Annotated in this window: 11 protein-coding genes; 3 read left to right on the forward strand and 8 right to left on the reverse strand. The window is 62.3% G+C overall.

Translation table 11 applies throughout. The features are described 5' to 3' along the window. Positions 1-132: 132 nt before the first annotated feature. The gene (gene parC / locus NKI79_RS15020) at positions 133-2,385 is read right to left on the reverse strand and encodes a DNA topoisomerase IV subunit A (RefSeq protein ID WP_352802382.1); all 2,253 of its coding nucleotides are present in this window, start codon (positions 2,383-2,385) and stop codon (positions 133-135) included. Positions 2,386-2,754: 369 nt separating this feature from the next. Here parC and NKI79_RS15025 point away from each other — a divergent pair, with 369 nt between their 5' ends. Next, positions 2,755-3,948 carry an aq_1923 C-terminal domain gene (locus NKI79_RS15025; RefSeq protein WP_352802383.1) on the forward strand — a complete coding sequence of 398 codons (1,194 nt, stop codon included), beginning with the start codon at positions 2,755-2,757 and terminating at the stop codon, positions 3,946-3,948. 77 nt (positions 3,949-4,025) lie between these two features. On the opposite strand, the gene aspS is transcribed toward NKI79_RS15025, so the two are convergent. From aspS to NKI79_RS15045, 4 genes are all read right to left on the reverse strand, one after another. Next, positions 4,026-5,816, reverse strand: a complete 1,791-nt coding sequence (aspS, locus tag NKI79_RS15030; protein ID WP_352802650.1) for an aspartate--tRNA ligase — start codon at positions 5,814-5,816, stop codon at positions 4,026-4,028. A 214-nt stretch (positions 5,817-6,030) separates the two neighbouring features. Then, positions 6,031-6,855 carry a carbohydrate ABC transporter permease gene (locus NKI79_RS15035; RefSeq protein WP_352802385.1) on the reverse strand — a complete coding sequence of 275 codons (825 nt, stop codon included), beginning with the start codon at positions 6,853-6,855 and terminating at the stop codon, positions 6,031-6,033. Between the two features lie 19 nt (positions 6,856-6,874). Beyond that, positions 6,875-7,747, reverse strand: coding sequence for a carbohydrate ABC transporter permease (locus tag NKI79_RS15040; protein ID WP_352802653.1), 873 nt, complete (start codon positions 7,745-7,747; stop codon positions 6,875-6,877). Positions 7,748-7,815: 68 nt separating this feature from the next. Further along, on the reverse strand, positions 7,816-9,084 hold the full coding sequence (locus tag NKI79_RS15045) for an ABC transporter substrate-binding protein (RefSeq protein ID WP_352802386.1): 1,269 nt from the start codon (positions 9,082-9,084) through the stop codon (positions 7,816-7,818). A 257-nt stretch (positions 9,085-9,341) separates the two neighbouring features. Between NKI79_RS15045 and NKI79_RS15050 the strand changes: the two genes are divergently transcribed. Both NKI79_RS15050 and rnd read left to right on the forward strand, forming a co-directional pair. Then, positions 9,342-10,589: an MFS transporter gene (locus NKI79_RS15050; protein ID WP_352649937.1), complete on the forward strand. Its 1,248-nt coding sequence runs from the start codon at positions 9,342-9,344 to the stop codon at positions 10,587-10,589. Between the two features lie 73 nt (positions 10,590-10,662). After that, the gene (rnd, locus tag NKI79_RS15055; RefSeq protein WP_352802388.1) at positions 10,663-11,814 is read left to right on the forward strand and encodes a ribonuclease D; all 1,152 of its coding nucleotides are present in this window, start codon (positions 10,663-10,665) and stop codon (positions 11,812-11,814) included. Positions 11,815-11,826: 12 nt separating this feature from the next. Here the strand turns inward: rnd and NKI79_RS15060 are convergent, their stop codons facing one another. From NKI79_RS15060 to guaB, 3 genes are read right to left on the reverse strand one after another with little or no spacing between them, the layout of a single operon-like run. Further along, on the reverse strand, positions 11,827-12,246 hold the full coding sequence (locus NKI79_RS15060; protein ID WP_352802390.1) for an MAPEG family protein: 420 nt from the start codon (positions 12,244-12,246) through the stop codon (positions 11,827-11,829). A 28-nt stretch (positions 12,247-12,274) separates the two neighbouring features. After that, entirely contained in the window at positions 12,275-12,814 is a 540-nt protein-coding gene (locus NKI79_RS15065) for a hypothetical protein (RefSeq protein ID WP_352802656.1), read from the reverse strand. A 31-nt stretch (positions 12,815-12,845) separates the two neighbouring features. Beyond that, complete coding sequence (gene guaB, locus NKI79_RS15070; RefSeq protein ID WP_254817518.1) at positions 12,846-14,348, reverse strand: IMP dehydrogenase; 1,503 nt, start codon at positions 14,346-14,348, stop codon at positions 12,846-12,848. Positions 14,349-14,539: the final 191 nt, after the last annotated feature.

Below are 14,539 nucleotides of genomic sequence, written 5' to 3' on the forward strand. Positions count from 1 at the left end.
GCCCAGAAAAGCCTCCGCCAAGCTCAACTGGCCCATCTGCTTCACTGCCATCGCGATTCCCTCCGAGCTTCGTCTCAGAGAATCACAATCAGCGAATTACGCACAGGCCCCCTCAAGGGGGGAGATACCGCTTCACCCAAACTTCCCCGTGCGCGGGAACCCCTTCGGCACCATGCGGCCGGCCGAGGCGCGGGCGCCAATCCATTCGGCAAGCTCGTCACGCGATTTGGTGAAGGTGCGGTCTGCCGAATCCTGCCAGGACAGGCCGCTTGCGAGCGTGAAGGTCTTGAGGTCGAGGACGCCGCCATCCTTGTACTTCTGCAGGCGCACGCCCTTGCCGCGCCCCATCTCCGGGATCTCGGCCAGCGGGAACACCAGCATCTTGCGGTTCTCGCCGACAATGGCGAGATGGTCGCCGGCGACGCTCACGCAGCGCTGGGCCTCGTCGGGCGCCTTGACGTTCATCACCTGCTTGCCCTTGCGGGTGTTGGCGACGACCTCTTCTTCCGGCACGATGAAACCGTTGCCGTCATGCGACACCAGCAGCAGCTTGCGCTTGGGATCGTGGACGAAGGCGGTGACGATATCCTGGTCGTTGTCCATGTCGACGATGATGCGGATCGGCTCGCCATGCCCACGCCCGCCGGGCAGCCGGTCGGCGCCGATCGTGTAGAACTTGCCGCCAGTGGTGAAGACCAGCACCTTGTCGGTGGTCTGGGCGTGGAAGGCGAGCTTGAGGCTGTCGCCTTCCTTGAAGGTCAGGGCCGAGTGGTCGGTCAGATGGCCTTTCATGGCCCTCAGCCAGCCCTTTTCCGAAACGACCACGGTGACCGGCTCGCGCTCGATCATGGCGTGGGCGATATCGGTCAGGTCATGCTCGGGTGCGTCGGCGAACTCGGTGCGGCGTTTGCCGATGTCGGTCTCGGGCCCGTATTTCTGGCGAACATTGGCGACTTCCCACTTGATCGTCGCCCACTGCTTGGCGTCGGACGCAAGCAGTGCCTCGATCTGCTTCTTCTCGCCGGTCAGGCCATTGAATTCCTCGCGGATTTCGAATTCCTCGAGCTTGCGCAGCGCCCTCAGCCGCATGTTGAGGATGGCTTCTGCCTGGGTGTCGGTGAGTGACCAGCGCGCCATCATCACTTGCTTGGGCTCGTCCTCCTCGCGGATGATCCTGATCACCTCGTCGATGTTGAGGTAGGCAATCAAATAGCCGGCGAGGATCTCCAGCCGCCGCTCGATCTCGCCGAGGCGGTGCTTGGAGCGGCGGATCAAGACGTCGCGGCGGTGCTCCAGCCATTCCTTGAGCACACCTTTCAGCGACAGCACGTTCGGCACCTTGCCGCGCGACAACACGTTCATGTTGAGCGGAAAGCGGCTTTCGAGCTCGGTCAGCTTGAACAGCGATTCCATCATGATGCCGGGATCGACCGAGCGGCTCTTCGGCACCAGCACGACGCGGATGTCCTCGGCGCTCTCGTCGCGGATATCCTCGAGCAGCGGCAGCTTGCGTGCCATCAAGAACTCGGCGATCTTTTCGATCAGTCTGGCCTTCTGGACGCCATAGGGGATTTCGGTGACGACAATGTTCCAGGTGCCCCTGCCCTGATCCTCCTGGCTCCATTTCGCCCTGACGCGAAAGCCGCCGCGACCCGTTTCGTAGGCTTCGAGGATCGAGGCTCGGCTGTCGACGATGATGCCGCCGGTCGGGAAATCCGGCCCCTGGACGAAGTCCATCAGCTTGGTGACGGGCGCATCCGGATGATCGATCAGGTGAAGCGCGGCGTCGCAAAGCTCGGCCGCATTGTGTGGCGGGATCGAGGTCGCCATGCCGACGGCGATGCCGGACGAGCCGTTGGCGAGCAGATTCGGGAAGGCGCCGGGCAGCACCGCCGGCTCCTCGTCTTCCTCGTTGTAGGTCGGGCGGAAATCGACCGCGTCCTCGGTGATGCCTTCCAAAAGCAGCGTCGACACTTCGGTCATGCGCGCTTCGGTGTAGCGCATGGCGGCGGCGTTATCGCCGTCGATATTGCCAAAATTACCCTGCCCGTCGACCAGCGGGTAGCGCATCGAAAAATCCTGCGCCAACCGCACCAACGCGTCGTAGATCGACTGGTCGCCATGTGGATGGAATTTGCCCATCACCTCGCCGACGATGCGGGCGCATTTGGCAAAACCCTGGTCGGGGTTGAGCCGCAACAAGCGCATGGCATGCATGATGCGACGATGCACCGGCTTCAATCCGTCGCGCACGTCTGGCAGCGCCCGATGCATGATGGTCGACAGCGCGTAGGCGAGATAGCGCTCTTCCAGCGCCTTCTTCAGATCGACCGGCTCGATATTGTCGCCGCCGCCACTCTCGGGCGGCAAAAGCCTTTTTCCCATGGGGTGGCACTAGCCGAGCGGGTGATTCGCGGCAAGAGGCACCGGTATGCCGCCTCCTAAAGTGCGTCGCGTTCGACCGGCCTCATGCGACGCTTTAGGTCCTTGTTTTGATGCATGTCGTCATCGCAAAACCGCAGCACACTTTGCGCGACGTCCATTATGCAACAGGAATTGGAAGCGTCGCGACGCCGGCCAACATCAACCCGTTACATCCTGCTTCTATCGCAAGCCTGATGGATCGGGTTTGCCTTTGGCCGCGATTTTCCATCATTGTGCCGAGGCCCGCCTTTTTCCGGTCCAGTTCGTCGCCGAATGGTGACGACGCGACGATTTGAAAAGAATTTCAGGACACTCTCAGGGGAGCTCTCGATGATGATCAGGCACTCGACACTTATTAAAAGACTGGCTTTTTCGACCTTTTTGCTGACGCTGCCGCTGAATGCGGCATTCGCGCAGGATACCGCGGTCGCCGACCGGCTGAAGGCTGCCCTCGCCGCCCAGGGTGTCGACCTCTCCTGGACCGGAGTAACCGGCGACACCTCCAGCATGGTTCTGCAAGGCGTGGCGGTCAAACCGGCGGCCGAAAAGGAGGCGCTCAAGATCGGCGACGTCAAGCTCGAAGGGGTGACCGAAGCCAATGGTGGCTATCAAATCGCGACCGTGTCGACGTCGCCGTTCGAACATAGCGAGGATGGCGTCACGCTCAATCTCAGCCCCTTCGTCATCCACGACATGACGGTTCCGGCCGAAGGCGCAAGCGGCCCGCTGGGCTCGCTGATGATTTACAAATCGGCCGAGCTCGACAACATGACCGTCAAGGTGGCCGACAAGACCGCTTTCTCGATGGACGGGCTTGCCATCGCAATCACGCCGCCGGCCGACGGCAAGGCCTTGGCGTTTTCCGGCACCACGGAAAAATTCACTGCAGACCTGACGCTGGTCGAAGATCCGAAGTCCAAGGAAGTCATCAACGCGCTCGGCTACCAGAACATAACAGGCAATCTGGAGATGGAAGGCACCTGGCAGCCTACCGACGGCAGGATGGACTTGTCGAAATACGAAATATCGGTCGACAATGCCGGCACGCTCGGCATGACCTTCGATCTCGGCGGCTACACGCTGGACGTCATCAAATCACTGCAGGAGATGCAGAAGAAGATGGCGGCGCAGCCCGAAGGCGCCGACAATTCGGCGCAAGGCATGGCCATGCTCGGGCTGCTGCAGCAGCTTTCGTTCAACAGCGCCTCGATCCGCTTCGACGACGATTCGCTGACCAAAAAGGTGCTCGATTATGCCGGCAAGCAGCAAGGCATGTCCGGCAAGGACATTGCCAACCAGGCCAAGGCGATCGTGCCCTTCGGCATGGCGCAGCTCAACAATCCGGAACTGACGGCGCAGGTTTCGGCCGCGGTCAACAAGTTCCTCGACGATCCGCAAAGCATCGAGGTCTCGGCCGAGCCGCCGGCGGCGGTGCCGTTCGCGCTGATCATGGCGGGCGCCATGTCCAACCCGCTCGACCTGCCGAAAACGCTTGGCGTGACGGTTACGGCAAACGAAGACTGACCGAGATCCCAAAGCAAAAGCCCGGCAGCGATGCCGGGCTTTTTTATGGATCAACAGCATCGGTTCGGGAGCGTTTCCTAAACCTCTTTCTTCGTCGCCACGACGCGCAGCGACAATTCGCGAAGCTGCTGCGGGCTGGCCTCCGACGGCGCGTTCATCAACAGGTCATAGGCCTGCTGGTTCATCGGGAACATCGTCACTTCGCGCAGGTTCCTCGCGCCGACCAGAAGCATGACGACGCGGTCGATGCCTGCCGCCATGCCGCCATGCGGCGGCGCGCCATACTGGAAGGCGCGGTAGAGGCCACCGAAGCGCTCCTCGACCGTCTCGCGGTCCAGCCCGACCGTCTCGAACGCCTTGACCATGGTTTCGGGCAGATGGTTGCGGATGCCGCCTGAGGCGATCTCGAAACCATTGCAGACCATGTCGTACTGGAACGCCTTGATTCCGAGCAGATCCTCGCCGTTAAGCGCATCGATGCCACCTTGGGGCATCGAGAACGGATTGTGCGCGAAGTCGATCTTCTTCTCTTCCTCGTTCCATTCGAAGAACGGGAAGTCGACGATCCAGCACAGTTCGAAGCGATCACGGTCGACAAGATTGAGCTCCTCGCCGGCGCGGCTGCGCGCCGCACCCGCGAAGGAGACGAACTTCTTCGGATCGCCGGCGACGAAGAAGGCGGCATCGCCATCGGCAAGGCCGAGTTGCAGGCGGATCGCTTCGGTGCGCTCCTCGCCGATGTTCTTGGCCAGCGGCCCGGCCCCTTCGAGCTTCTCGCCCTCCTTGCGCCAGAAGATGTAGCCGAGGCCGGGCTGGCCCTCGCCCTGCGCCCATGAGTTCATGCGGTCGCAAAAGGCGCGAGACCCGCCGGTCTTGGCCGGAATGGCCCAGACCTCGGCCTTCGGATCGTTGGCAAGGATGTTGGCAAATACCTTGAAGCCGGAGTCGCGAAAATGATCGGAGACGGCCTGCATCTCGATCGGGTTGCGCAGGTCCGGCTTGTCGGTGCCGTATTTGCGCATGGCGACATCATAGGCGATGCGCGGAAACTTCTTCGTCACCGGCTTGCCGGCGGCAAAGGTCTCGAACACGCCCCGCATCACCGGCTCCATGGTGGTAAAAACATCCTCCTGCTCGACGAAGCTCATCTCCACGTCGAGCTGGTAGAATTCACCCGGCAGACGGTCGGCGCGCGGGTCCTCGTCACGGAAGCACGGCGCAATCTGGAAGTAACGGTCGAAGCCGGAGACCATGATCAGCTGCTTGTACTGCTGCGGCGCCTGCGGCAGCGCATAGAAAGTGCCGGGGTGGATGCGCGACGGCACCAGGAAGTCGCGCGCCCCTTCCGGCGACGAGGCGGTGAGGATCGGCGTCGAGAATTCGGTGAAGCCGACCTCGCCCATCAGCTTGCGCATCTCGGCGATGATTTTCGTCCGCGCCACGATGTTCTTGTGCAGCGTGTCGCGGCGCAGGTCGAGGAAGCGGTATTTGAGGCGGATGTCCTCCGGATAGTCCGGCTCGCCGAAGACCGGCAGCGGCAATTCCTTGGCGGCCGACAGCACTTCGATCTCGCGCGCGAAAACCTCGATCTCGCCGGTTGGCAAATTGGGGTTGACGGTGTCGGCGAGGCGCGCCTTGACCTCGCCGTCGACGCGGACGACCCATTCGCCGCGCAAGGTCTCGGCGATTTTGAAGGCAGGCGAATCCGGATCGGCAACGATCTGGGTCAGACCGTAATGGTCGCGCAAATCGATGAACAGCAGTCCGCCATGGTCGCGCACGCGATGCACCCAACCCGACAGGCGAACGGTCGAGCCGACATCGACCTTCCTCAACTGGGCACAGGTATGGCTGCGGTAACGATGCATTGTCATTCTTAAAGTCCGGATGTTGGGTTGCGGCCGAGGCATGATGGCCCAGCCTGAAAATTTGCGCGAAAAGCACATGAGAGGGTGCATTTGTCAAGGCAAGCGGCGGCTGGGTCGAGTTCGCGTTCTTCCCGCCCCTATCCCACCGGCATCAATTTATGCCAGAGGCGTCAATCTGAGTTCGCTGCTCTGTGCCGGCAGTTCAACTATGCACTCACCCCTTCACCCCGCCCGCCGTGAGGCCGGAGATGATCTTGCGCTGGAAGATCAGGACAAGGATGACGAGCGGCACGGTGACGATCACCGATGCGGCCATGATGTTGCCCCACGGGATCTCGAACTGCGAGCTGCCGGAGAGCAGCGCTATCGCCACCGGCACGGTTCGCTGCTCGTTGCTGGAGGTAAACGTCAGGGCGAACAGGAACTCGTTCCAAGCGCCGATGAAGGCGAGGAGCCCGGTGGTCGCCAGCGCCGGCCACATCAGCGGCAGGAAGACGCGGCTGATGATGATCCAGGGCGTGGCGCCATCGAGGATCGCCGCTTCCTCCAGTTCGATCGGCAGGTCGCGAACGAAGGCGGTGAGCACCCAGACGGTGAACGGCAACGTGAAGATCATGTAGGACAAGATCAGCGCGAACGGCGAATTGTAGAGGCCGAAGATGCGGATTAGCTCGAAAAGCCCGGCAAGCACCGCCAATTGCGGGAACATCGAGACGGACAGGATGATGAGGAGCAGCGCCGAACGGCCTCTGAAGCGGATGCGCGCCAGCGCATAGGCAGCGGTGATGCCGAGGAACAGCGAAATGAAGACGACGGCGCTCGAGATGAACAGCGAGTTCACGAGATTGCGCAAAAAGGTCCCCTCGGTGAACACGGTCCTGTAGTTGCTGAAGGTAATCGTCGTCGGCCAATAGTCGACCTGGAAGAGCGCGGTCCCCGATTTCAGGCTGGTGATGATGGCGTAGTAGAACGGGAACACCGCGACGACGACGATAACGGCGACGAGGAGGTAGAAAGCCGTGCGCTTGACGATCCACATGGTCAGTGGTCCCACATGATCAATAGTCCTTGTCCAGTCTTATCCGGCCGAGCCAAAGAACGAGCATGGTCAGCAGAGCGAGGATAAGGAAGAGCAACGTCGAGGCGGCGGAACCGTAGGCAAACTTGTCGAACTCAAACAGGCTCTCGCGGGCAAACACCGACATAGACTTGGTGTGTATGTTGTTTGGCGTGAGCACGTAGATCAGATCGAAGATGCGCAGGGCATCGAGACCGCGAAAGATCATGGCCACCATCAACGCCGGTCGGATGAGCGGCAAGGTGATCTTCCAGAAAACTCTCCACGCGCCGACGCCGTCGAGCTTGGCGACCTCGTAGATTTCTTGTGGAAGCATCTGGAGGCCGGCGAGAATGAGAAGCGCCATGAACGGGGTCGCTTTCCAGATGTCGACAACGAGGACGGCGACCATCGCCGTGTCGGCGCTTGCCGTCCAGGCGATTTTTGTGCTGATCAGGCCGAGCTTGAGCAGGACGTCGTTGATGATGCCGAACTGATCGTTGAGCATCCACTGCCACATTTTCGCCGAGACGATCGTCGGGATGGCCCAAGGGATTAGAATCGCGGCGCGCACGATGCCGCGGCCGCGAAACCTGGTGTTGAGCACCAGCGCAACGATCATGCCGAGCACCGTCTCGCAGGTCACCGAAATCACCGCGAAGCGCACGGTGTTCCAGACAGCGCGCCACCAGACCGGATCGGCGAGCAGCCCGTCGTAGATGACGCGGCCGCTCGGCATTTGCACGACGGAGAAATAGTTGGCGAAGCCAACCCAGCGGCGGGCTTCGAGGTCGGCGAGCGAGGCATCGGTGAAGCCGAAATAGATCGTGCGCATCAACGGCCAGCCGGCAACGGCGGCGAGCACGATGAGCATCGGGGCAAGCAGCAGCCATGCCGATCGCACACGCTGACGCGCCAGCAGCGAGCCTGAGCGCGGCGACGTCACCAGGCGGTGCCTTTGAGCCTGGTCAAGGAGAACTCCAGATCGGCAAGGTTGTCGGCGGCTGTGCCCTCGGCGGAAATGGTGTTGTGGACGGCGGTCCAGAACTCACTCGATGCCTCATTGTACCTGCTCTTGGCTTGGGCCGAGGGACGCGGCACCGCGTTGAGGACGACTTCCTTCCAGCGCGGAATCACCGGCTGGGCGCTGGCGATGTCGGCATCGTCATAGAGTGCCTGGATGGTCGGCAGATATGCCCCCTTCAAGGCGCGGTACTTCTGCATCTGAGGCGAGGCGATCCATTTGACCAGCCCGATCGCTGCATCCGGGTTCTTCGAATATTTGGAAACCGCGAGATTCCAGCCGCCAAGCGTTGCCGCCGGGCGGGCGCCCTCGCCCGACCCCGGCGGCAGCGTGGTCACCTCGAACTTGCCTTTTATGGGGGAGCTTTCGCTGTTGCCAAGCGCGTAGGCGTAGGGCCAGTTGCGCATGAAGACGGCGTTGCCGGTCTGCCAGACTCCGCGCGACTCTTCTTCCTGATAGGCCAGAACGCCGGGCGGCGAGATGGTTCCCACCCAACTCCTCGCCATTTCCAGCGCCGCAACTGCTTGCGGATTGTTGATGGAGATCGTGCCATCCGGCTCGATAATCTGGCCGCCGCCGTTCGACTTCACCCATTCGAGTGCATCGCAGGTCAGCCCCTCATAGGCGTTGCCCTGGAAAACGAAGCCCCACATGTCCTTGTTGCCGGCGTCGCGCTCCTTGTCCATGACAAGCTTGGCGGTGTCGGCAAGCTCGGCCCAGCTGGCCGGGACCCTGGCGCCGTATTTGTCGAGAAGATCCTTGCGGTAGTAGAGCGCCGGAGCGTCGGTGAATATCGGCAAGGCGACGAGCTTACCGTCCACGGTCTGCGATTTGATGATCGATGGGAACTGGGCGCCAACGACATCCTTGGTCGCTTCGGTCAGGTCGATGAACTGCCTTGCAAGCTGGGGGGCCCAGATGATGTCCGTTTGATAGACATCGACGTCGCTGCTTCCGGCGGCGAGCCAGAGCCGGTATTGGCCAAACTGGTCCGTCGCCGACGGAGGCAGCGGAACGACGCTAACCTTGTTGCCGGTCTTCTTCTCGTATTGATCGAGGATCTCGCGAAGGATTCTCTGGCCGTTGCCGGTATCGCCGGACACCATGGCGAGGTCGACAGCCCGCGCCGGCCCGGCCGCCAGAACTGCGGCCACGGCAAATGCCGCAAATGCGGAATGAAATTTCATGATGGCGGACCTCCCTTTGGAGCTTCAGGCCGGGCAGCAGAAACCACATCGATGCCCAACACCGTCTCCGCACACCGGCAGCTCACAAGACGCGTATTCGCCCACCAGCACTGAACTACAAAGATACGCCTTGGTTCCAACACGGAGGGTCCGGCGCCACGCGGGCAGCCCCCGGCTGGCCCCAACGCCGCCGGGAATTGCCGCTGGTATTGGCGAAGGCGATGGTTCAAGAAGGGATCAACGACAGGCTTTCCTTCATGTCTTCCATCCGCCCGCTGATCCCGCTCCTGATCGCCGCCGGCATCCTGCTCGGCGGCAACGGCCTGCAGAGCACGTTGATTGCGTTGCGTGGTGCGCAGGAAGGTTTTCCCGCTTCGTCGATCGGCCTGATGGGCACGTTCTATTTCGCCGGCTTTTTGCTTGGCTGCCTTGCCGTTACCCGCATCATGAAGTCCGTCGGCCATGTGCGCGCCTTTTCGGCACTGGCGGCGATCGCCTCGGCGGGGACGCTGCTTCTGGTGCTGGTCATCGATCCGGTGATGTGGTGCGCCGTGCGCTTTGCCGGCGGGTTCTGCTTCGCCGGCTTGTTCACAATCATGGAAGCCTGGCTGAATTCCGGCGTCACCAACACCGACCGGGCGCGGGTGCTTGCCATCTACCGGATGGTCGACATCGGCTCGGTGACGGGCGCCCAGTTCCTGATCCCGATCTTCGGCGCCGGCGGCTTTGCCATCTTCGCCATCATGTCGATCATGATCACGCTCTCGCTGGTGCCGGTGTCGCTCGGCGACCGTTCCAATCCTGCCCCGCCCGAAGAGGTCAAGCTCGATTTGGCGCGCGTCTGGCGGATCTCGCCGCTCGGCTGCTTCGGCTGTATCGCCGTCGGCGTCACGAACAGCGCCTTCCGTACCCTGTCGCCGGTCTATGCCGAGCAGATCGGCATGTCTGTCGCCGACGTCGTCACCTTCGTCAGCGTCGGCATTTTCGGCGGCGCCATCATCCAATACCCGCTCGGCTATCTCTCCGACCGCTGGGACCGGCGCTCGGTGCTGCTGATGACGACGTGCTGTGCGATGGTGGCGGCACTGGCCCTGGCATTCGTGGCAGGCGGCAGCCCGTTCCTCAACTTCCTGCTCGTCTTCATCTTCGGCTGCTTCGCCATGCCGCTCTATTCGCTGTCGGCGGCGCATTCCAACGACCGCGCCGACAAGGGCGAGTTCGTGCTGATCAACGCTGCCTTGATGCTGTTTTATTCCTTCGGCGCCATCGGCGGGCCGTTCGCAGCCTCGACGGTGATGCAATTTTTCGGGCCGAGCGCGCTGTTCGTGTTCAGCGCCACCGTCTATGCGATCTTCGTGGCCGTCATCCTTTACCGGATGCAGGCGCGCTCCGCCGTGCCGGCCACCCATCGCAGCCGTTTTACGGCGCTGTTGCGCACGTCTACGGTTTTTGCCCGGTTGGCGAAGCGGAATGCCGATCCCGATGAACCCGCAAAGCCTGGATAGAGGTGCTTGCGCTTGACGAAAGCGCGCGCGGCTGAAATTGAAAGAGACCCTATCCCTTGCCAAAAGCGATTTGATGCACGTCATCACCACTCAGAAAGAACTCGAGACCGTTATTGCCGCTTTCGAAAAGGCGGAATTCGTCACCGTCGATACCGAATTCATTCGCGAAACGACCTTCTGGCCGATCCTGTGCCTGATCCAGATGGCAGCGCCCGGGGTGACGGCGCTGATTGATCCGCTGTCACCCGACATCGACCTGAAACCGTTCTTCAGGCTGATGGCCAACGAGGCGATCGTCAAAGTCTTCCATGCGGCGCGGCAGGACATCGAAATCATTGTGCATCTCGGCGATCTGGTGCCGCATCCGGTGTTCGACACCCAGGTCGCGGCAATGGTCTGCGGCTTCGGCGACAGCGTTTCCTACGACCAGTTGGTGCAGCGCATCACCGGCGCGCGGCTCGACAAGTCCTCGCGCTTCACCGACTGGCGCCACCGTCCGCTGTCCGAAAAGCAGCTCGACTACGCGCTCGCCGACGTCACCCACCTGATCGAGGTGTACAAGCATCTCAGCGCCGAACTGGTGCGGGAAAACCGCGCCCACTGGCTGAACGAGGAGATGGACGTGCTGACCTCGCGCGAGACCTACGATCCGCATCCCGAGGATGCCTGGAAGCGGCTCAAAATGCGGCTGCGCAAGCCGCAGGAACTGGCGATCGTGCAGGCGGTGGCGGCCTGGCGCGAACGCGAAGCGCGCGAGCGCGACGTGCCGCGCGGCCGGGTCCTCAAGGACGATGCGATCTACGAAGTGGCGCAGCAGGCGCCGCGCGACGCTGCGGCGCTGAGCAAGCTGCGCACCACGCCGAAGGGCTGGGAACGCTCATCGACGGCGACGGCATTGCTTGGCGCAGTCAACGCTGCCCTTGCCATGCCCAGGGAAGAGATGCCGAAGCTGCCGAAGAGCTTCCAGCCGCCGGAGGGGTCGAGCGCCGCGGCGGAGTTGCTGAAGGTGCTGCTGCGGATCGTTGCCGAAAGGGAAGGCGTCGCCTCGAAGGTACTCGCCTCCAGTGACGACATCGACCGCATCGCTGCCGAGGGCGAGGAAGCCGACGTGCCGGCATTGCAAGGCTGGCGGCGTGCCGTCTTCGGCGAGGCCGCGCTCAAGCTGGTGCGCGGCGAACTCGCCATCAGGTTCGACAAGCGCAAGATCGCGGTGTTCGATTTGTAGCCTTGAGCTTGCTCAGACTAAGCCGAGCAGATGCAGCGCCAGCCATATCCAGCCAAGTGCGAGAACGACCGCGCCCAGGTAGAATGCCCTGCTTCGCAGGATTAGCCGATTGCTGGTCAAGTGGACCGATGCGTGAAGATAGCGGGAGACGACAAAGATCCACATCAGTGCCAAAGTCAGATAATTGACGCCATTGGTCACGTGCAGCGTCAAGCATAAGACGTAGAAAAGCACCGGCAGTTCGAACTGGTTGCTCAGATTGTTGGCGACGGTGATACTGGACCCAGGCTCCGTCGGGCGCGTCTTGAACTGGCCGGTCTTGGCTTCGCCCGATCTGACCGCGCCATGGCGGCGCCGGCCCATTACGACATAGACGATATAGACCAGCAGCACCTGCGCCAGCGTCGGCCAGAAGATCGCGGTCTGGTTCAAGACGCCCCCTGTCGTTGTCACCCAGCCTTCAAGGCCGTTTCTGAGCCATCAGAATGAAGGCCGCAATGACGGTCACTGGTATCGCCAGCAGGGCGAATTTGGTGACGATCAGCGCCGAGGCGAAGGATAGCGAATCCGGATTGGCCGACAGAAAATCGGACAAAAGACGAGCCACGGCGATGTTCTGGGCATAGTCGGCGAGCGTGTAGGGCAGCACCAGCACAGCTGCGAATGTCGCCTGCGTTTGCGCAGGCAGTGCATGGAAATTCTTCAGCCGCCGGCCCGTGGCCAGGATCAGGCTGACCATCGTCAGCGACAGCAGCGCCGGAAACAGCAGGTCGAAGGTCAGGTAATGCCAGACGAGGATAATCTCGCTGCCGCGCCGGCCGAGAGCCGTTAGCCAGGCCATGCCCTCATCCGGAGTGAAACCGGCATAGCGCATGTCGAGCGACGGCAGACCGCCGCTCAATCGGCGAAAATAGAGGAACTCCATCGCCGTCATGATGATGAAAACCGCCACTGTGGCGACACAGAGTGCGGCCGCGTGGCGCGACAGCCGCAGGATCATTGCCGCCAGATTGCGCCAAGACGCATGGCGATCAGGCTCCGCCAGGATAATTCGGGCTTTCGCGGGTAATCGTGACGTCATGGGCGTGGCTTTCACGAAGTCCGGCATTGGATATCCGCACAAAAGTGGCGCGCTCGCGGAAATCGGCAAGGTCGCGGCCACCGACATAACCCATAGCGGCTTTCAGGCCGCCTGCAAGCTGGTGCAGCACGCCAGACACAGGTCCTTTGTACGGCACCTGCCCTTCGATGCCTTCGGGGACCAGTTTCAGCGTGTCGCGCACCTCGGCCTGGAAATACCGATCGGCGGAGCCGCGCGCCATCGCGCCGACCGAACCCATGCCGCGATAGGCTTTGAAGGAGCGGCCCTGATGCAGATAGACCTCGCCCGGGCTCTCGTCGGTGCCGGCCAGCAGCGAGCCAATCATCGCCGCGCTGGCCCCGGCGGCCAGCGCCTTGGCGAGATCGCCCGAATATTTGATGCCGCCATCGGCAATAACCGAAACGCCCGATTTCTGTGCCGTCTCGACTGCCGACATGATTGCCGAGAGCTGCGGCACGCCGACGCCGGCGACGATGCGGGTGGTGCAGATGGAGCCTGGTCCGATGCCGACCTTGACCGCGTCGGCGCCGGCATCGATCAGCGCCAAGGTGCCTTCCGCGGTGGCGACGTTGCCGGCCAGGATGCGAACCGAGTTGGACAGCTTCTTGGCCCGCGTCACGGCATCCAGAACGCGCTGCGAATGACCGTGCGCGGTGTCGATCACCAGAAGGTCGACGCCGGCGTCGATGAGGCGCTCGGCCCGTTCGAAACCGTCATCGCCGACACTGGTGGCGGCGGCGGCGCGCAAGCGCCCCTGCGCATCCTTGGTGGCGTGCGGGTTGAGCTGCGACTTCTCGATGTCCTTGACCGTGATCAGCCCGACGCAATTGCCGTCCCGATCGACCACAACCAGCTTCTCGATGCGGTGCTGATGGAGCAGCCGCTTGGCCTCGTCCTGATCGACGTTCTCCTTGACCGTGATCAGGTTCTCGCGGGTCATCAGCTCATAGACCTTTTGCGCTGGATCGGACGCGAAGCGGACGTCGCGGTTGGTCAGGATGCCGACGAGCCGGCCGACCGTGTGGCCGCCGGCGCCCCCGTTCTCGACCACCGGAATGCCCGAAATGCTGTAGGTGCGCATCAGGCCCAGCGCATCGGCAAGCGTCGCCTCGGGACCGATGGTGACCGGGTTGACCACCATGCCGGATTCGAATTTCTTCACCTGCCGCACCTGCTCGGCCTGTTCGGCCGGGGAGAAATTGCGGTGGATGACACCGATGCCGCCGGCCTGGGCCATGGCGATGGCGAGCCGCGCCTCGGTAACCGTGTCCATGGCGGCCGACAGGATCGGCACGTTGAGGTCGATGTCGCCGGCGATGCGGGTGCGGATGTCGGTCTCTCCGGGCATGACCTCGGAATGACCCGGCTGCAGCAGCACGTCGTCAAAGGTCAGCGCCAATGCGCCGGTGGACGTCTCGATGATTTTTGCCATGGCCAGCCCTCGGAATGCAGGAAAGGCGCTCGCCCTGATGGACAGCGCCGACTCGTCTTCTTCCCTTTCAGGATTGGCGCTGGCTCGTAACACGTCCCGTCGCCGTTGAAAAGCCGATGGTTGTGTAGTGGCAAAGCTGCATTTGCCGCAGGTGCTGCACGACCTGCGGTCGCACAAACGTGACGGCAAAT

This window comes from Mesorhizobium sp. M0340, assembly GCF_040321535.1.
Classification (GTDB): domain Bacteria; phylum Pseudomonadota; class Alphaproteobacteria; order Rhizobiales; family Rhizobiaceae; genus Mesorhizobium.